Source organism: Bacteroides clarus (genome assembly GCF_015555825.1).
GTDB classification, from domain to species: Bacteria; Bacteroidota; Bacteroidia; order Bacteroidales; family Bacteroidaceae; genus Bacteroides; species Bacteroides clarus.
Window position 1 is genome coordinate 227,206 of sequence record NZ_JADNLF010000003.1, and the last position, 18,275, is coordinate 245,480.

Sequence of the window (18,275 nt, forward strand, 5' to 3'; positions counted from 1 at the left end):
GTAAAAGGATTATTTCAATTGTCAGGGAATATATTCCGGCTTGTTATCGGGAATACTGAAATCTTTATTGGCAAACAAGTCTGCCAAACCCGAAATTTGCTTTAAACGAAGCAGCTCGTCACGGTCCATTCCTATATTCTTCATAATCCACTGGTCGGACATGCCGGCATGATCCAGTTCGGCGACAATATTACACATCAGCTCGATGTTATGTGTTCCACGCGCACGGTTATGGCGGATTGTGGATGCCATACGGTTGGACAATTCCTTATCAATCACAACGACCGGTAACAAACCGTTCTCGCGTTGATAAATCCGTTTGGAAGTTTTCAATACCTGATAGCGGTGGTATCCGTCTACCAAAATATAGTTGTCTTTCTCCCGGTCGTAATAGCAGACGCAGGGCATTGTAAAACCATCTTCCCAGATGGACAGTTCCAACAGTTTCATTTCGGGCGGCGCCACTACATTCGGATTATAATCATTGGCTTGTATCTTTTCTATGGGAACCGCTTTTACATTGTATACCGGACTTTTATCTACACTCATAGCATCATATTTTTGAATTGTTCCATTATTTTGTCTCGCTTGTATATCTCTTCTTTAGTCAGGGCAAATCCCATGTATTTACACGCATGGTCATTCTTCAAAATACAAATGCACATACGTTTATAAGTAGGTATCTCCCTGAATTCCGTAATATCGATATCATCCAGATAATCCATGCGGACAGGTTTCTTGTTTGTTTTGTAATTGGTATAGTTCACCACTTCGATGGGGATACCCGCATCCTGTAATTTTTTTATGGTATTCTCGCTAAGACATCCTCCTTTGGTTCGCCAGAACTCGATGCTGACGGTCAATTTCTTCAAATAGTTGCGCCGGGTTTCTTCGGGCAAGGTAGAAAGCAGAAACTGCATAAAGCCTTTCCACGTATAGCCTTTCGGAATGCGTACGCTCTGCCATCCCATAGCGTGAGTACCGCCATAAATACCTGTAAAGTTCACTCCATTGACACGTCCTATCATTTTTCCCCAAGTATTAGGGTCTATCACTTTATACAACGCAAGGCTCTCCTGCGCCTCGCACAGAAACGGGCTGGCCACACGCTGGCGTTCTATATTGACACCTGCCTTATAATACAAGTCGTACAAATGGTTATAATCGAAGCCGAACTTTCCATTGGCAGTCCAAATATCCGTCGTTTTCCAGTCGTAGATGGGATAAGCGTTGAATATGTCATTGCCTATTTTGGAAGTCCACCTGTAATTATGATACATCTGATATTTACGGTTCAGATGAATACTGCGCCAGCGGTTGAAGCTCTCCTGCGTGCGAATACCTATAAGGAAACAGGTACGCACCGCATCTTTTCGCAGGTGCAGCCATTTGGCAAAATGCATCTGATACTCATAATCCCACATATTCTCCGTATAGAACGGAAAAGCCTCTTTCGTATAAGAGCCCGGAGGCATCTGACGCACCCAAAGTTCTTTCATGCTCTCATCCCAGGGACGCCAATAACTCTGATACATGGATGTGCAAGTAGTAACCTTGAAAGGGACACATACCCGATAGACTTCCAGAATATCCTTATTGGCTTCCAATATACGGTCTACATAATCTATGGTTACGGTATATTGTATCTCATAATCCATATGAAACACACATAACTTTCGCTTTAAATTATTGCGCCGGATGTAATCTATGCATAAGTTCAGCAATACGCCACTGTCTTTCCCGCCGGAAAACGACACGCATATTGTATCGAACTCTCTAAAAATCAGTTCTAAACGTTCCTGCGCAAGTTCGTATACATTTTTAGATGCGGCCATACTTATTTATCTTTTTTCATTTTCACGTAGCGAGTCCAGACCTTTTCCTCCGAAAAGCCTAATTCCTTAAAAAGAGAACAGTGCTCCATGAAAGTAACCGAAGTCAGTTCCTTACTCGCAGTCGTCTCCGATATAACTTTCTCTAATAATAATTTCAGTGTACTTTCATTATTACCTTCTATATAATAATTATTAATGATACACTCTTTCTTCTTTTCTTCTACCGGTATAAAACCTATGACTTTCTTTTTGTCTACTGCCACAAACCAAACAAAATCTTCCGATGTACGGAAGGGGTAGTTATAATTCTGCTTTAAGATATCAGGATTCATCACCAATGGTGCTACAAGCTCATATAGCCGCTTGTCCGTTCCTTGTAGTTGTATAATCTGTATCATCCTGTATTGGCGGTTTAATATTTTCGAATGTTCAAAGATAAATATTAAACTTTACGACTTAAGCACTTTTTAAGCAGTTTTAAGAATAAAGATTTTACATGCCATGATTTATGTTTCCTACATAAAACCATAGTACACTGATAAACAAAAAATATAAAAGTTACACTATCTCAGTATCGGCTTTAACCCCCAAGCCCGCCACCTGCGGACTGATAACTTCTCTAACTCCTTTCACTCCTGATTCGCATATCTCAGTACAATCCGTTTCTTTGTTTAAGAGGTTGGGCTGCTAATGCTTATTCGTTCCACCATGGAAAAGTTTTCGTTCCACCGTGGAGAAACTTTTGTTCCATCATGGGGAAGTTTCTGTTCCACCATGGTGGAACGAATAAATATTGGCAATGTCTCTCCTTATTAAAGACATGAACGATTTTCAACGTGACGATTTTGTCCCTAAAGCAAATAAGCAACCTTATTTCACTTACCAACTTATTTTTTAACGGCTTATCAGCTATTAATTAAATAAAATTCATACATTTGCGCAGATTTTAGAAGATAGCCTAAAATACTTTTTATCTGTTCTATTTTTCCATATATTGAATATAAATAAACAACAAAACAATTATAAACAATAAAATTATGATTCTAAACGCAAAGAAAAGACCGCTTATAGCCGTGGCCTTATTATTAACATCGTTAGGAATAACTACATCATGCATCGATAATAGTTATGACTTGAACAAGGATATCGACATGACAATCAGTGCCGGTGGCGAACATTTGGCGATTCCTGTGGGATATACGGAGAAGATTACGCTGGATAAAATCATTGAGATTGAAGAAGGAGATGATTTACAACTGGTAGACGGAGAATACCATCTGTTGAAAGGAGATGATATTGAACCAAGTACGACAAAGGTAGAAGATGTAACGATAGATGAAATTAAAAGTAATATTGAAAAGATTGATATCAGTAAGGACAGCAGCACTTCGTCTCCCCAACAAAGAACCTCAAATGAAAACAAATATAATACTGATTTCGAAAAAACAGGTAAAATAGAAGTAACTGCCAAAAGGATAGATGAAGCAGTAAAAGAAATTGGAGAACTTGAAGCAAAAGATAAAGTTGCATTTGATATTTTCATTAATATAGAGGGAGAATTTAGCATAGTAAAAGTAACAAACTTGCAAATAGAATTACCTGATTTTCTTGTTTTTGCCGACACTCAAGATACTGAGGGAATAATAATAGATAAGGATAATCATAAATTATCATTTAATGACTTCATACTTAAGAAAAATACAACAGAAGAACAGGGAAAATTTCATTTACAATTAATAGCTTATTATTTTGCAGAAAAAGCAGGAACAGGACAAGGACTTGTTGTCACAAATAAAGAGATAAATGAAACATATGATGTAAAAGTCAGTGGTACGGCAGAGGTAACTTTAGGTACTACAACACCAACAGTTTCCAGTAATGATAAATTGTATATCATTCCTCAAATCATGATTGCGGAGATGAATGTTCAAAATGTCACAGGTGTTATCCAACCCAAGATTACCCCAACCAACACAATTGTGAAATTGGAAAATCTGCCCGATTTCCTGTCCGATAACGAAGTAGAACTCGACATCACCAATCCTACCATCTCCTTTATCGCCAATAACCCTCTGGAAACTCCCATCATACTTAACGGAGAGATGCTAGGCAAAAAGGCAGACGGTAGTATGATAGAAGGTTCTACCGTAAAAATCGGCAACGGCAGCAAAGACGGCAATAAGATACAATTGAACCCTGGCAACAATATCATCATCCTTTCCCGCACAGGTAAGAGCAATCAGGAGAACTCTTCTACGGTTCAAAACATCCAAGTATCCGACATCAATAATTTGATAAAGAAAATACCCGATGAAGTAAATGTTACGCTGAATCCTGTTGTAAAGAACGATGATTATTATACCGTAGAACTTAAAGAAGATGGATATACGATGGAAGGCAACTACGACATCGACATCCCCCTCAACTTCGGCAGCAACCTGAAAATCGTATATGATGAAACCATCGACAATTTCGACCTCGACCTTGAAGATGTAGACATCAAGAAAGCCATTCTCTCTATCAACGCTGTCAACACCATTCCTTTGGCAATGGAAATCAAAAACGAAAATGTAAGCGCACTGGATGCCAATGGAAACGTAATAAAAGACATTGACGTGACCGTAGAAGGAACCATCACGGAAAGCAAAGACGGTAAAGCCGAAGTTTCAAGTACGCTCAATATCAACTTGAACGAAACCGCAGAAGGCGCTATCAGCAAGTTGGACGGTCTGAAGCTGAAAGTTACGGCCGTACCGGGACAAGCAACCGATGTTCAGTTATTAAGTACACAATGGTTACAGCTTACAGACATGAAACTCAAAATACCTAACGGTATCAAAGTTGATTTGAACTAATAGAAATATATTTCATGCGATACAAACAAAAGATTCAACAATCATATATAACGAAACGAATGAAAACAAATGTTTTAGCGATTATACTGTCCGGAGCAGTAGCGACACTTGCAATCAGTGACGCAATGGCACAGACACAGAACAGCCGTTCAACCTATTTTCTGGAAGGAAGCACCTACCGTCACGAACTAAATCCCGCCTTCATGGGCGAACGTGGCTATGTCAGCCTTCCCGGCTTGGGAAATCTTACCATCGGAGCGCAATCCACAGGTGGTGTAGGTGACTTTATCTTCAAGAAAGCCAACGGTGACCTCACTACATTTATGAACGAAGAAGTCAGCAGCGCCGAATTCCTGAAAGGGCTGCCCAAAAGACTGAAAGTAGGCGTCAATGTAGACGAATCAATCCTTTCCTTAGGTTTTCATGCCTGGGGCGGTTTCAATACGCTCGGTATTTCCGTTAAGTCAAACACTAACTTCTTCATGCCCGATGAACTCTTTAAGTTCATGAAAAACGGAGTAGCCAGCGAAACAGGAAGCAGCTACAATGTGAAGAACCTGAATATCATATCTACCAACTATGCGGAAATCGCTTTCGGCCACGCACGCGAAATCAACGAACGCCTGACAGTAGGCGCCAAAGTAAAGGCACTCGTGGGATTGGCGAAAGCAACCATGCACATCGACGAGCTGAACATCCTTGCCTCTCAGGACAAATGGACCATCACTCCGAAGAATGCCGAACTATATATGTCTGCCAAAGGTCTCATTGTACCCACCAAAGGCGAAACCGGCAACTATCAGGAAGACGACTATATCTTGGATGCCAACGGAGACAGAACACAAACTTTGAAAGAAGGTACCGACGGACAGATTTCTTACGATGATTTGGATTTCGATACAGACAACCTCGGTCCCACAGGCTTCGGTATGGCTATCGATTTGGGAGCGACTTACAAGTTGAACGATGAATGGACATTCTCCGCTTCCTTGCTCGACCTCGGTTTCATATCATGGAAGAATACCACCAAAGGCACAATGAGCAAAGACTTTACGTTCGACGGCTTTAGCGAAATCTCCGTAAAAGACGATGGAAGCAACAATAACAAAAAACTGGATACCCAAGTAGACGAACTGGTAGACGACCTGGCGGACTTGGCAAAGTTCGATAAAGTGGGCGAAGGAATGAAGCGTACCACCGCCCTTGCGGCTACCCTGCACCTGGGCGCTCAATACACTCTGCCCGCTTACGACCGTCTGAACTTCGGTTTCCTCTCCACCACCCGCATGCAAGGTAAGCACTCGTGGACAGAAGCACGCGTTTCTGCCAATGTCGCTCCCCTTTCTTGGTTTGAAGCATCGGTAAACTACGCTCTGTCCAACTTCGGTTCCGACGCCGGCATCATGTTGAATTTCCACCCGCGCGGTTTCAACTTCTTCATCGGCGCAGATGTTCCCATGTGTAAATACGAACCGGCCTACTACGCTCCTATCAGCCGTGCTGCCGTCAACGTAAATCTGGGTATCAATTTCACTTTCGGACCGAAGTACAAGCGTAAATACAAAACGGTAGAAACCCAATCACTCTAAATTCATCAACTAAAACAAGAAGAATATGAAAAAAATATATTGCCTGCTGTTTGCCATGCTGCCATTGGCCGCGATGGCAGGTGAAGTAAAAGTCACCAAACCGGCATTGACCTTGGAAAACGATACGCTGACATTGGACTTTAAGTTTAATATGGAAGCTGTAAAAGTGAACAGTACCCAATCTTACGCTTTTACTCCGGTATTGTTTGCCGGAAAGAACTACAAGACCTTGCCGCCCGTTGTTGTGACCGGAAAGAGCAAGTTTAAGATGCGTCACAAAGACCGTAAGCTTGCCAAGAAAGGATATTACAACGCGCCTTATACCGTCATCAAAGGTAAGTCTGCCGACCGCCGGAACCTGGTGGACTATACCGTACGCATTCCCTACGAAGAATGGATGAGCCAAGCGGATATGTGGATATTGCAGGAAGGAAGAAAGAAATACGGCTGTCTGCTGGATTTACCCGAGATTCAGGTAATAGAGCCGGTGGTTGTAGTGGAAGAAGAACCGTTGCCACAAAAAGGTTCCATCTGCGAGCCTTGCATGAGCATGGTATCCTACTTTACTCCGACGGAAGAACCTCTGAAAGTGCGTTCGGAACAAAATACCCTGTATATAGAATATGCAGTAGGCGGTACGGAATTCAAAGCCGACTTCAAAAACAACTCCGCCGAGCTCCAAAAGCTGAAAGAAACGCTGAATCCGCTGACCGAAGGCGATTTGGTAACTTTCAAAGCCATCAACGTATGCGGATACGCTTCACCCGACGGCTCTGCCAAGACCAACGACCGTGTGGCAACAAAACGCGCCGATTCTTTTGCTCTTTATCTGAGAGGAAGCTATCACTTCCCGGACAGCATACTGAACGTGACCTCTGCCGGTGAAGATTGGGAGAGCCTTGTTAAGATGCTCGAAGAAGACAAGCCCGTATATGCAGAAAAAGCATTGGAAATCATCAATAAATATACCAACCCCGACGTGCGTGAGGCCAGACTGAAATCGGGACTGGGCACCGCTTCTTACCGTGCCATGATGAATGAATATTATCCTCGTCTGCGTCGTCTGTCCATCGCTATCGACTATGAAATACGCGAAGTACGTAACTCCGAAGCCGCAACGTTGATTTATACCAATCCCAAAATGCTGAACTTGCAGGAAATGTACGGTGTAGCCAAAAATTTCCAACCGGGAACAAAAGAATATAAAGAAGTCTACGAAATAGCCGCTACCAACTATCCGGCAGATATTGTAGCCAATATCAACGCAGCTTCCGCCAACATCGTTTATGGTGACTTTGACCGTGCGGAACAATACATGGAAAGAGTAAAAGACGATCCCCGTGCATGGAATAACCTGGGCGTATTGGCATGGCTGTCGGGAGATACCGAGATAGCAAAGGAATGGTTCACCAAAGCCTTGACTATAGAACCGGACAAAGCACAGGAGAACCTTAATAAGATGAAGTAATTCCATCTTTACATAAGACATGAAAGAGTTGCAATAACGGGATTTTTTCCCTATATTGCAACTCTTTTAGTATAGATACAAGAAAGAAAATGAAGTACCTGATTCTATTCCTTACATTTGCCAAAATCGGTATGTTTACCATTGGTGGCGGCTATGCCATGATACCCCTTATTGAACGGGAAATTGTAAATAAAAAATGGATGACTAAAGATGATTTCATGGAGATGTTCGCACTAACCCAATCGCTACCGGGAGTATTTGCGGTAAACATATCCATCTTTGTAGGCTACAAACTGCATAAGGTAAAAGGCAGTCTGGTATGCGCCCTGGCTACCATACTTCCGTCTTTCGTCATTATGATGCTGATAGCCATGTTCTTTGCGCACTTTCAGGATAATCAGACTATGATACGCGTCTTCAATGGCATCCGCCCGGCGGTGGTCGCTTTAATCGTATTTCCCTGTATTTCCGCCGCACGCGCCTTGAAACTGAAATACCGACAACTGGTACTTCCCGCCATCGCCACATTGCTTATTTGGCAATGCGGTCTGTCACCCGTATATATCGTACTGGCAGGAATTGCAGGCGGACTGATTTACACATTATGGTTAAAAGATAAACTGACAAAACTACAAGCATGATTTACTGGCAATTAATTTTAGTATATCTGAAAATCGGAATGTTCGGATTCGGTGGCGGCTATGCCATGCTTTCCTTAATTCAATATGAAGTAGTAGACCATTATCACTGGCTCACGCTCCAGCAATTTACCGATGTTGTGGCCATCTCACAAATGACTCCGGGACCTATTGGCATCAACAGCGCCACTTATGTAGGCTATACCGTTACTCAAAGCATATGGGGAGCTATCGCGGCTACGGTGGCAGTCTGTCTGCCCTCGTTCATACTGGTACTGCTCATCTCTTATTTCTTCGTAAAATGCAGGGATAACAAATACATCAAAGCAGCCATGTCGGGACTGTTACCTATGTCTGTCTCACTGATTGCCGCTGCCGCCTTGTTACTGATGAACAAGGAAAATTTCATAGATTACAAGAGCATCCTAATCTTCGCGGCCGCTTTCGGAGTAACCTGGAAGTGGAATATGCATCCTATCCTGCTGATAATACTTGCAGGAGTAGCCGGATATATCTTATATTGACAAGCTCTTTATCGTACCTTTCCTGCCACGGACAACATCTTGCGCGCATAGCACCATACTACGCAATAAGCCGCCAAAGGTACGGTAAATGCCATTACCATTGTTGTGTAATCTGCTACAAGTCCCATCAACAAAGGCCCCACTACCCCTCCTACCGGAGACATCATCAGGAAAGAAGAAGCGCGCTTGGTATGGTTACCCAACCCTCTCAGAGAAAGGGCAAAAATCGTGGGGAACATAATAGCCTCGAAGGCATATCCGCAGAGCAACGCTATCAATGACACCATACCGACATCAAGCAATACCACCAAAGTAGTCACCACCGTTCCCGTAGCGCAGACCAGCAACATTTTCTCCGCACGTACACGCCCCATAATCCAACTGCCCGCAAAACGTCCCAGCATAAATAAGCCCAGTCCGCCGAATGAGAGTACCAATGAAGCTTCACGGGCATTCATCCAGCCTTGTTCCACTACATAATTGATAAAAAAGCTATTAATGGAAATTTCACCTATCTCATAAGCAAACAGAGCCAATAAGCCAAAGATAAAGAGTTTATGCGACCATAACCCTATTTTGTGCCCGGCCTCATCCACCTCTACACCATGCTCTATTTCGGGCAGCTTAATTTTCGAGAAAACCAGCGCCACCAGCAATACCACTATCCCCATACCGACATAAGGTAGCGCCACATTGCCCGCACTGCCGCTCCCGTCGTCCGAAAACAAAAGCAATCCTGCCAGTACAGGGGCGCAAATACATCCCAATCCATTGAACGACTGAGCAAAGTTCAAACGACTGGCAGCCGTTTCTTTTGCCCCCAATTCCGTAGCATAAGGGTTGGCGGCCGTTTCAAGAAATGTCAGTCCGCAACCGATGACAAAAAGGGCAAACAGAAACATATTGAACGAAAGATAATATTGTCCGGGAATAAACAGCAACGACCCGATACCGTATAACAGTAATCCGAAGACTACTCCCCTGCGATATCCGAAACGGCTTATAAACAATCCCGCAGGAATAGCCATTACGAAATAACCCATATACATCATCGCTTGAATAAAAGCCGAATGTGCCTTTGTAATATCCAGCAACTCCTGAAAATGCTTATTCAGCACGTCCAGAATGGCATGTGCAAATCCCCACAGGAAAAAGAGAGAAGTTATCAATATAAAAGGAACAAGATATTGTTCCCCTACTAACGGTATTCGTTTCTGTTTCATAATATAATAATCTCAGACAATCTGTATCAATCAATAAATGCGGCTGCAAAGATAAGCAATAAAAAGAACTGCATAATAAATAATACCGTATCTTTGCGCTCAAAATCTTACAACATAAGTCTTCCCCAATAAATTTATCTCTCAAATTACTTTCCGACAAAAAAATATCCTACATTTGTAAGACACTGATTAGAGGTACCCGCATTAATACTTCCGACAACAACAAATATGCGCTTTAAATTTATATATTATGGATAAGAACTATTGGAAAGAAGCCTATAAAGAATACTGGGAAATATCCAGCAAGAAAGAGATATTCGTGAAAGAACTGATAGAAAGCAAAACAGGCTTTAAAACGCTGGAAGTAGGCCTCGGAGCCGGAAGCGAAGATTTTCTATCGGGGAGTGCATCAGACTATGGTTTAACGAAAGGAGACGCCGATTTATATGTAATCATCCCCGATACGTATGTAGAAGTTACAGGTCCTAATATAAGCGTCAAGCCGGAAGACACACTGTGGATCAGACCGGATAAAGTCAAAAACTCTTTCAACAAACAAAAAGCAGGCAAAGGCAAGTTGCACGTCATTGTTCATATTGCAAAAATCAAACCGAATGGAAATATAGCCATAAGAGTTATCATGTTAAACAAAACATTCTTTGAAGCCTGTCGTAAGAAAGAATTTCCACTGATTCAGCGAAACATACGAGGACTGCAAGAGACCTATTTAGAGTTACCTCCAAAACATGAAACCATCATATCATTCGAGGAGTTTATAGCACTGCTCAAACAGAATAAATAAATAATTAGAGTTCGTGGTAACAACCGCTTTCAAAATACAAAAATAAGGTAGCTTTTCTGTTCAGTCGGGAGATAAATAACAGATTATACTACCTTATTTACTGGTGCTTTAGCGACCTACCTGACGTTGTTGCTCGGCATTATAACGGTCTCCGACAACGGGAATCGCCGCTACGGTATCTTCCAGTTCTTTCCATTCTCCGGAAGTCATGTTGAAATCGAGTGTACGCAGGTTCTCCTCCAGATGCGACAGTTTTGTCGTTCCCGGAATAGCCACAATCCACGGCGCTTTCTGAAGCAACCACCCAAGTGCCACTTGTGCCGAGGTCATGCCTCGCGTGCGACCGAAAGCTTGCAGCGCATTCACGATGCGGATATTCGCACGCATGGCTTCGGGTTGGAAGCGCGGTAAGGTCTGGCGGTTATCATTGTTTACATCAAAGACCGTGTATTCGTTAATACATCCACCCAAAAAGCCACGATTCAGGGGGCTGTACGGAACAAAACCGATACCCAGCTCCCGACATACATCCAGCACTCCGTTATCTTCTACCAAGCGATGCATTAAATGATACTCGCTTTGAATGGCCGTCAGCGGACAAATAGCGTGAGCTTTACGGATAGTCTCGGCACTGACTTCGCACATACCCCAGCGTTGTACTTTTCCCTCCTTGATCAGGTCGGCAATGGTAGCCGCTACCTCCTCGGCCGGAGTATCCGGGTCGGCACGATGCTGATAGAACATCGGCAGCGAATCAAGCCGCAAACGGCGGAGTGACTCCTCGCAATAGCGGCGGATAGTCTCCGGTCGGCTGTCCTGGCGTCCCGTAGCCTTGCCGTCAATGACTTCATGCCCGAATTTGGTCGTTACATTAATCCGCCCTTTGAATTCGGATAAAGCTTCTCCGGCTAAATTCTCGTTGGTCAGCGGTCCGTAAACAATGGCTGTATCAAAGAGCGTTATCCCGCGCTCCACCGCTTCATGTAACAGCCGGATACATTGTTTTTTGTCCGGATGTTGGCTGCGGTTGTAGGTCATGCCCATTATGCCGAAACCAAGTGCGGAAACCTCCAATGCCGCCTTACCCGTACCCAATACACGATGTCCCTTGATACGTGCTACGAAGGTACGGCCAATGCCGCACTCACTAACGCCGCTCTTTTCAGAAATCCGCGCCGGCTGATTCTTTCTTGATTTTTTTCTTTCATAGTGTTTTTATTTTCTATAGACAGCTTATTATCGAACAGCTTCAGGAAGCAGCTATCTGATTTTACCATGAGGGAGCAGCCTCATATGCTCCTTATATATTTTAGAATACGTTCCAATCCGTCAGCAAGTAATATCCGGGGACAAGCGATATTCAGGCGTATGAATCCCTCTCCGCCGGGTCCGTACATCGTACCGGAATTAACCAGCAGTTTTTGTTCCTTTTGCAACCGCAGAGTTATGGCATCCGAACCGATACCGGATGCCCGGCAGTCTATCCAAACCAGATAAGTCCCTTCAAGCGGTAGCACAGAATATTGCGGCAAGTGCTCCTCGAAAAAGTGGCAGAGATATTCGTAATTCTCCCACAGGTATTTCCGCAAAGCATCGAGCCACTGACCACTATCGTTATAAGCCGCTATCGTAGCGATAATGCCGAACGGATTGACATCGCACACTTCGTTGATATTGATGGCGCGGTCGATACGACGGCGTACCTCCTTGTCAGCCGCAATGATATTGGCGATTTGCAGTCCGGCAAGATTGAACGCCTTACTCGGTGAAACACAGGTTACAGAGTTTTGCAGAAAGCACTCGGACAGGGAGGCAAAAGACGTGTAGTCATGTCCCTCATAGGTCAATTCGCAATGGATCTCATCCGCCACAACAAACACCTCGTTGCGCAAGCAGATATCACCGATACGCCGCAGTTCTTCCGGCGTCCAGACCCGTCCGACCGGATTGTGGGGATTGCACAATAGCAGGATTTTCGCCTTCGGGTCGGCCGCTTTCGCTTCAAGATCTTTGAAGTCCATTGCATAGCGACCATCTTGGTAAATGAGGTTATTGACCGACAATTCGCATCCGTTATTGCGAATCGACGAATAAAAACAGTTGTATGCCGGGGTCTGGACGATTACTTTGTCGCCCGGTATGGTCAGGGCTTTGATAACAGCCGACAGAGCCGGTACTACGCCGCTCGTATAGATTATCCATTGAGGATTAATCCGCCAACGGTGACGGCTCTCGAACCATCTGACGACCGCATCATAATAGGTTTCGGGCACTTTAGCATAGCCGAAAATACCATGTTCCACCCGTTTTTGCAGTGCTTCAATAATAGCCGGTGCTGTACGGAAATCCATATCCGCCACCCACATAGGCAGCACATTCTCCTCTTCAGGAGTATCCCACTTATAAGAGCCTGTCCCACGACGTGGGACAATCATGTCGAAATCGTATGTCATAACTTATCTTTTTAAGTGATTTGCAAAAGTGTCAATCGGTAAAGCAGGTCTTCTCGTCCCAAAGTCTCAGCTTGCAGTCGGCGGGAGCCTTGATATTCTCGTCGAGAATAATCTCCCCATAGCTCTCGGCAGTGATACAACCCGTTCGCGGATTCTTCACTCCGCCTATTGCGCCTTTGATGGTCGCCTGCACCGAACTATACTCGAAAGCCCGGTCGCAGTCGGGACCGAAAGTACAGTTCTCCAATACAAGGTCGTGGGCATAGCAGAGCGGTTGCTCGCCGGTAATGTGGCAATTCACCAACCGAAGGTTATGCGAATGCCAACCTAAGTATTCACCATTGAGCTCGGAATCGTAAATCGTCACATTTTCCACCTCCCAGAAAGCGTCTTTCGTGGTGATTTTGGCATTACGCAACTCCACATTCTTCACATACTGGAAAACGTATTTGCTGTCACTTTCCAATCCGTCGATGCGGATATTACTGCTGAACATGAACGGATAAGTACCGCCATGTAATTTCAGATTTTTGATGTCCAGATTCTTGCAACGCCAGAACACTTCGTCGGCATCCGTCATCTCTACGTTCTCGATTTCAATGTCGTGCATTTCACGGAACATTTTTGGGGCGTCGATACGTGTGTTCGTCATTTTCAGATGATCGGAGTACCACAATGCCGAACGTCCGCCCACATCGAAAAAACAACGGTCGATAACGAAACCATGCACGTGCCAAAAAGGATAATTTCCCTCGAACCGGCAATCGACGGCCTCGATGTTACTACACTCCTTAATAGCCGACTCCCCGGCACGGATAACGACGTTCTCCAATCGGAGGTCATGCGATTCAAACAAAGGCCTTTCCCCACCAAATTCAGTATTCGATATTACTTTCATTATTTTTCTTAGTTTTCAATTTTATGATTAAGACTTACGCTTTTTTGCATATTCTTTGAATTTATCCGTTTTTGTCTCTTATCTCCTTTCTATTTTCACGGATATATCCCCGGCTACACTTAACACTTCAATACCATTTCCGTCGATACGACCAATCTTAATCAAATCACGACTATGTGACCAACTCTTACAGAAAATCGCTACATTGCCCCACGGTGCATAGATAGTTATATCACCGGGCGCAGGAGTACAGCCCCATGTGACACCTTCGGTCGTCAGAGCCGGATCGGGATAGAAAATCTTTTCCGTCGTATTGTTATAATCGTTCAGCGTTATCTCAAGGGGCAGGCGTGAGAGAAAATCCCGTGCAGCGGCATTGTCTTCCATTGTAGCAGTGATAGTGCGGTTACCGGTTGTAATGTTTACATTCAATGAAGATGTATCGGGAGTTTCGGGTTCTTCCCGTTCGGCTCCAATCCCATTGAGCCATTCTGTAATACGATTTTCCATTTGAGAGAGAGTTGAAGAGGTTAATAATAAAGTCCGGTCAATTATGGTTGCATCCGGACAAAGGCTGCGGGCTTCGCTAACCGAAGTCGAGATTCCGCTACTACCGCTAGTGGCAAACAAAGCAATCCGTTTGCCGGCGAGTTTCGCAGCGTGTTCGTGCAGGAATGTCTGCATCGATGTCGCCATACTGCCGTACCAAATAGGATAACCAATGAAGATTATGTCGTAATTATCAAAGTTTTCCAACATTGTTTTAATAGCAGGATAATTACCTTGTCGGATAGCGGCCAACTCTTCCTGTGAACGTTCCAACATGGCGTTGTAGTCATCCTCGTAAGGTACTTGCGGCTCGACTGCCAATATATCGCAGTCAAGTGTCGTCTGAATCCGTCGTGCCACCCGTTCCGTATTGTTCGTACGTGAAGCATACAGTACCAAATAGTGGCCGTTACCACCGGATATCGGCGTATCGGGCGTACTCTCATTTCCTTCCGGTTGTTCGGAGGTTTCCGGTTGTTCGGGACTAAACGGTTCATGGTCGGAGCCGCCGCAGGCTGCCATTGACAGGGCGGTTAGCAGCAACAGTGAAATTAATAATAACTTTTTCATATTCATTTTATTGCATGAAATTATTGAGTTTGTTAGCTGGATTGAGTGGTGTCTGGTCGGACAAAACTAACGATTTGACCATATGTAGCGTTCCCTGCTTGTACTTCTGAAAATGTTTTGAAGCGATATGCTTCTCGTATGCCTCACGGCTCGCATAGGTTTCGAGGATCGTTATCTTACAGAGATTCTCCGTTTCACCGACTGCATACATCGTCAGTACGCCCGGTTCGGTACGTAAGGAGATTTCGCCTACCTCGGTCGCATATTTCATATATTCGTCGAGATACTGCGGATATACCTCAATTTTCGACAACCTTACGATACCATCGACATTCATCGGCTCTTTAGCGCACATTCCCGGCTGCTTATCCAGATTCAGACATTTGCCGATAATCTCTCCCGTAGCAAGATAGGAGTAAGTAGGAAATTCAAACAATACGGGTTTCAGCTTCGTATAGTCAAGCTTACCGTTACTGTCGAGCACATCGGAAGCAGCGTATGTATTGACTATCGCACAAATGAAATTGTCGAAACCTTCAGTTTCATAGATGTCTACCACCTCACACTCCATTGTGAGGGGTGACGTATCTATAACGGGGGTACCATGCTCACCGATATGGTAAGCAAACACCTCTGATTTATCTACCGTCACACCGCTTACGCTCCCAACATAGTCGGCCTTCGGCAACATCTCACGGCTCACAAGATTAACGGAGAATCTCTTGGATTTCTTTATGCCCTGATTCGTATAATGACTTTTACTCATGCTGACCAGTATCCGGTCATGACCGATGACTCCCGTGTGTCCTACCACGAGCCAGTTTACTTTCCCTTCGACCTCCGCCCCGACAACCGTCATCGGTTTGGGATAAAGTGCCAGCAGATTTCCGAGATTTTTCTTGTTTGTTTCCATTATATTAGGTTGTATGGTGTTCTCTTTCACGGTAGTACTGCACGATAACATGACAAGCAGTGACAGAACACCCAAAATTGTTTTTACCATGATGATTTCTTTATTTATCTATTTGACTTTCGGTGAACGGATCGGCACGATGCCCCATCAAGTCGATTTGGGCATACTCCTTATCGAACTCCTCCATTTCCCAAGCAGAGAGACGGACGGTTCCCGCACCGAGCAGGTCATTCAAGTGTACCGGATTGGTCGTACCGGGTATCGGAGCGATCCACGATTTGCGAGATAACATCCATATCAAAGCGAATTGTGCAGGTGTAACTCCCTTGCGCTCGGCCCATTTACGGACTAAAGCTACAAGCGGCATATTGTGCTTCAAAGCTTCGGGGGTGAATTGCGGCAGGTTCCAACGGCGGTCACCCTCATAGAAACGGCTGTTCTCGCCGATTACCCCCGTGAGGAACGCACGCCCCAGCAGACAATAAGGTACGAAGCCGATACCAAGCTCTTCCAATGTCGGAAAGATCTTGGTTTCAGGCTCCCGCCACCAGATGGCATACTCGCTCTGCACGGCCGAAAGCGGACAGACGGCATGCGCCCGACGAATGGAACGGGCACTCGCTTCCGACAGTCCCCAATGCAGAACTTTTCCCTCCCGCATCAAATCTTTGACCGTTCCGGCCACATCTTCCATCGGTACTTTCGGATCGACACGGTGCTGATACAAGAGGTCAATATGGTCGGTACGCAGGCGTTTCAAAGAACCTTCCACCGCCCGGCGGATATGGTCGGGACGACTGTTGATAGCGGTCGGTTGTTTCTCCTCGACACCGAAACCGAACTTCGTTCCGATTTTCACTTTATTGCGAAACGGGGCAAGTGCCTCGCCGACCCACTCTTCACTGGTATAAGGGCCATAGACCTCCGCCGTATCGAAAAAGGTGACACCTTTGTCGTATGCCCGGCGAATCAGAGTAATCATATCCTTTTTATCGTACTTTCCGCCGTAATAACCCACCATCGGCAGGCAACCCAGACCGATAGCCGATACATCCAATCCTCCGAGCGTGCGATACTCCATCGCATTGTTCGTATTCGGTGTGTTTTCATCAGACGAATTTCTCGTCCAAGAGGATGAAAGTTCAGCAAACACACGGGAAACACCCGTTGTAGCTCCGGCTGCGAGTAGTGCAAAACTCGATGCTGTCCTTAAGAAATTTCTGCGATCCATAATCTTCTATGTTTTTCATTGTTCATTTTCTGATTGCAAATTTACCGCAATTGAATAAGCCGGCTTGTATACGATTTACGGATATTTATACCAGAATCCTTGATTCTGAAATAGGACCGTATATAATTCAAATCAAATGAATTACTTTTGTTCGGAAGAAGTTAAATGAGATAGTGGAATTAATATACAAGAAAAGTGGTTTCATCACCATTACTTATTATATGTGTGCTTTCCCCAAGCTATACAAAGATAGCAATTGGGAATGGTTTGGGGTGTTTTTAATCCCTTTTTGAGAACCGTTTAAATGGTACTGGAAAATAAATAAAAAATCACAATTTGTTTTGTGTCAACAAGTACAAAACACTCACAAAGCGATTTGAAAAAGAATCACAAAACGTTTTGCGGTTTATAAGAGGCTGATATGCAGTCTGCACCAGCGGCAGGGGCGAACGGGAGAACTTAAATAAACTAAAAACACCCAGTTTTACATTAGTGGGTGTAAAACTGGGTGTTATCTTTGTAAACCATTGATTTTCAATGTTTATCGCGGTGCGTACGGGACTCGAACCCGTGACCCCATGCGTGACAGGCATGTATTCTAACCAACTGAACTAACGCACCAGAATTTCATTTTATCATTGCTATCTCTCTCGATTGCGGTTGCAAAGGTAGGTGTTTTTTTTAAACCTGCAATAGCTTGAAAGAAAAAAAATCATCTTTTTTTTAA

The 18,275-nt window shown here is 44.3% G+C and carries 15 protein-coding genes, 1 tRNA gene and 1 pseudogene; 6 read left to right on the forward strand and 11 right to left on the reverse strand.

Annotated features, from left to right (window positions below; translation table 11 throughout):
• Positions 1-21: 21 nt before the first annotated feature.
• The 3 genes from I2F54_RS05015 to I2F54_RS05025 are packed head-to-tail and all read right to left on the reverse strand — an operon-like array spanning position 22 to position 2,233.
• Positions 22-549: an IbrB-like domain-containing protein gene (locus I2F54_RS05015; protein WP_009121066.1), complete on the reverse strand. Its 528-nt coding sequence runs from the start codon at positions 547-549 to the stop codon at positions 22-24.
• Complete coding sequence (locus I2F54_RS05020) at positions 546-1,835, reverse strand: DUF3440 domain-containing protein (protein WP_009121067.1); 1,290 nt, start codon at positions 1,833-1,835, stop codon at positions 546-548. Before I2F54_RS05020 ends, I2F54_RS05015 begins: the two co-directional genes overlap by 4 nt.
• Before the next feature lie 2 nt (positions 1,836-1,837).
• Positions 1,838-2,233: a hypothetical protein gene (locus I2F54_RS05025; protein WP_009121068.1), complete on the reverse strand. Its 396-nt coding sequence runs from the start codon at positions 2,231-2,233 to the stop codon at positions 1,838-1,840.
• Between the two features lie 639 nt (positions 2,234-2,872).
• Here I2F54_RS05025 and I2F54_RS05030 point away from each other — a divergent pair.
• From I2F54_RS05030 to I2F54_RS05050, 5 genes are all read left to right on the forward strand, one after another.
• The gene (locus I2F54_RS05030) at positions 2,873-4,690 is read left to right on the forward strand and encodes a hypothetical protein (RefSeq protein WP_195500636.1); all 1,818 of its coding nucleotides are present in this window, start codon (positions 2,873-2,875) and stop codon (positions 4,688-4,690) included.
• Positions 4,691-4,704: 14 nt separating this feature from the next.
• Complete coding sequence (locus I2F54_RS05035; RefSeq protein WP_022218804.1) at positions 4,705-6,279, forward strand: DUF5723 family protein; 1,575 nt, start codon at positions 4,705-4,707, stop codon at positions 6,277-6,279.
• A 25-nt stretch (positions 6,280-6,304) separates the two neighbouring features.
• Positions 6,305-7,747, forward strand: a complete 1,443-nt coding sequence (locus tag I2F54_RS05040) for a DUF3868 domain-containing protein (RefSeq protein WP_195500637.1) — start codon at positions 6,305-6,307, stop codon at positions 7,745-7,747.
• An 89-nt stretch (positions 7,748-7,836) separates the two neighbouring features.
• Complete coding sequence (locus I2F54_RS05045; protein ID WP_195500638.1) at positions 7,837-8,388, forward strand: chromate transporter; 552 nt, start codon at positions 7,837-7,839, stop codon at positions 8,386-8,388.
• Positions 8,385-8,909 carry a chromate transporter gene (locus I2F54_RS05050; protein ID WP_009121074.1) on the forward strand — a complete coding sequence of 175 codons (525 nt, stop codon included), beginning with the start codon at positions 8,385-8,387 and terminating at the stop codon, positions 8,907-8,909. Before I2F54_RS05045 ends, I2F54_RS05050 begins: the two co-directional genes overlap by 4 nt.
• Positions 8,910-8,917: 8 nt before the next feature.
• Here I2F54_RS05050 and I2F54_RS05055 read toward each other — a convergent pair whose 3' ends face one another.
• A complete protein-coding gene (locus tag I2F54_RS05055) occupies positions 8,918-10,132 on the reverse strand; it encodes a sugar MFS transporter (protein WP_195500639.1) in 1,215 nt (404 codons plus the stop codon).
• 250 nt (positions 10,133-10,382) lie between these two features.
• Here I2F54_RS05055 and I2F54_RS05060 point away from each other — a divergent pair, with 250 nt between their 5' ends.
• Complete coding sequence (locus I2F54_RS05060; RefSeq protein ID WP_087426018.1) at positions 10,383-10,934, forward strand: hypothetical protein; 552 nt, start codon at positions 10,383-10,385, stop codon at positions 10,932-10,934.
• Positions 10,935-11,042: 108 nt separating this feature from the next.
• Here the strand turns inward: I2F54_RS05060 and I2F54_RS05065 are convergent.
• From I2F54_RS05065 to I2F54_RS05095, 7 genes and pseudogenes are all read right to left on the reverse strand, one after another.
• Positions 11,043-12,142 (reverse strand): annotated as a pseudogene (locus tag I2F54_RS05065) (aldo/keto reductase).
• An 81-nt stretch (positions 12,143-12,223) separates the two neighbouring features.
• Positions 12,224-13,387, reverse strand: a complete 1,164-nt coding sequence (locus I2F54_RS05070) for a MalY/PatB family protein (RefSeq protein ID WP_195500640.1) — start codon at positions 13,385-13,387, stop codon at positions 12,224-12,226.
• 31 nt (positions 13,388-13,418) lie between these two features.
• Positions 13,419-14,285, reverse strand: coding sequence for a DUF3737 family protein (locus I2F54_RS05075; protein ID WP_195500641.1), 867 nt, complete (start codon positions 14,283-14,285; stop codon positions 13,419-13,421).
• Positions 14,286-14,363: 78 nt separating this feature from the next.
• The gene (locus I2F54_RS05080; protein ID WP_195500642.1) at positions 14,364-15,404 is read right to left on the reverse strand and encodes a cyclophilin-like fold protein; all 1,041 of its coding nucleotides are present in this window, start codon (positions 15,402-15,404) and stop codon (positions 14,364-14,366) included.
• 7 nt (positions 15,405-15,411) lie between these two features.
• Positions 15,412-16,407 carry a flavin reductase gene (locus tag I2F54_RS05085; protein ID WP_118468327.1) on the reverse strand — a complete coding sequence of 332 codons (996 nt, stop codon included), beginning with the start codon at positions 16,405-16,407 and terminating at the stop codon, positions 15,412-15,414.
• A gap of 10 nt (positions 16,408-16,417) precedes the next feature.
• On the reverse strand, positions 16,418-17,548 hold the full coding sequence (locus tag I2F54_RS05090; RefSeq protein ID WP_195500643.1) for an aldo/keto reductase: 1,131 nt from the start codon (positions 17,546-17,548) through the stop codon (positions 16,418-16,420).
• Positions 17,549-18,095: 547 nt separating this feature from the next.
• A tRNA-Asp gene (locus I2F54_RS05095) sits at positions 18,096-18,169 on the reverse strand.
• Positions 18,170-18,275: the final 106 nt, after the last annotated feature.

Excerpts from the sequence above, each read along its gene's own strand:
- I2F54_RS05085 (WP_118468327.1), bottom strand. The coding sequence starts at position 16,407 with ATGGTAAAAACAATTTTGGGTGTTCTGTCACTGCTTGTCATGTTATCG.
- I2F54_RS05070 (WP_195500640.1), bottom strand. The coding sequence starts at position 13,387 with ATGACATACGATTTCGACATGATTGTCCCACGTCGTGGGACAGGCTCT.
- I2F54_RS05045 (WP_195500638.1), top strand. The coding sequence starts at position 7,837 with ATGAAGTACCTGATTCTATTCCTTACATTTGCCAAAATCGGTATGTTT.
- I2F54_RS05090 (WP_195500643.1), bottom strand. The coding sequence starts at position 17,548 with ATGGATCGCAGAAATTTCTTAAGGACAGCATCGAGTTTTGCACTACTC.
- I2F54_RS05025 (WP_009121068.1), bottom strand. The coding sequence starts at position 2,233 with ATGATACAGATTATACAACTACAAGGAACGGACAAGCGGCTATATGAG.
- I2F54_RS05060 (WP_087426018.1), top strand. The coding sequence starts at position 10,383 with ATGGATAAGAACTATTGGAAAGAAGCCTATAAAGAATACTGGGAAATA.
- I2F54_RS05080 (WP_195500642.1), bottom strand. The coding sequence starts at position 15,404 with ATGAAAAAGTTATTATTAATTTCACTGTTGCTGCTAACCGCCCTGTCA.
- I2F54_RS05015 (WP_009121066.1), bottom strand. The coding sequence starts at position 549 with ATGAGTGTAGATAAAAGTCCGGTATACAATGTAAAAGCGGTTCCCATA.
- I2F54_RS05050 (WP_009121074.1), top strand. The coding sequence starts at position 8,385 with ATGATTTACTGGCAATTAATTTTAGTATATCTGAAAATCGGAATGTTC.
- I2F54_RS05040 (WP_195500637.1), top strand. The coding sequence starts at position 6,305 with ATGAAAAAAATATATTGCCTGCTGTTTGCCATGCTGCCATTGGCCGCG.
- I2F54_RS05020 (WP_009121067.1), bottom strand. The coding sequence starts at position 1,835 with ATGGCCGCATCTAAAAATGTATACGAACTTGCGCAGGAACGTTTAGAA.
- I2F54_RS05030 (WP_195500636.1), top strand. The coding sequence starts at position 2,873 with ATGATTCTAAACGCAAAGAAAAGACCGCTTATAGCCGTGGCCTTATTA.
- I2F54_RS05035 (WP_022218804.1), top strand. The coding sequence starts at position 4,705 with ATGCGATACAAACAAAAGATTCAACAATCATATATAACGAAACGAATG.
- I2F54_RS05055 (WP_195500639.1), bottom strand. The coding sequence starts at position 10,132 with ATGAAACAGAAACGAATACCGTTAGTAGGGGAACAATATCTTGTTCCT.
- I2F54_RS05075 (WP_195500641.1), bottom strand. The coding sequence starts at position 14,285 with ATGAAAGTAATATCGAATACTGAATTTGGTGGGGAAAGGCCTTTGTTT.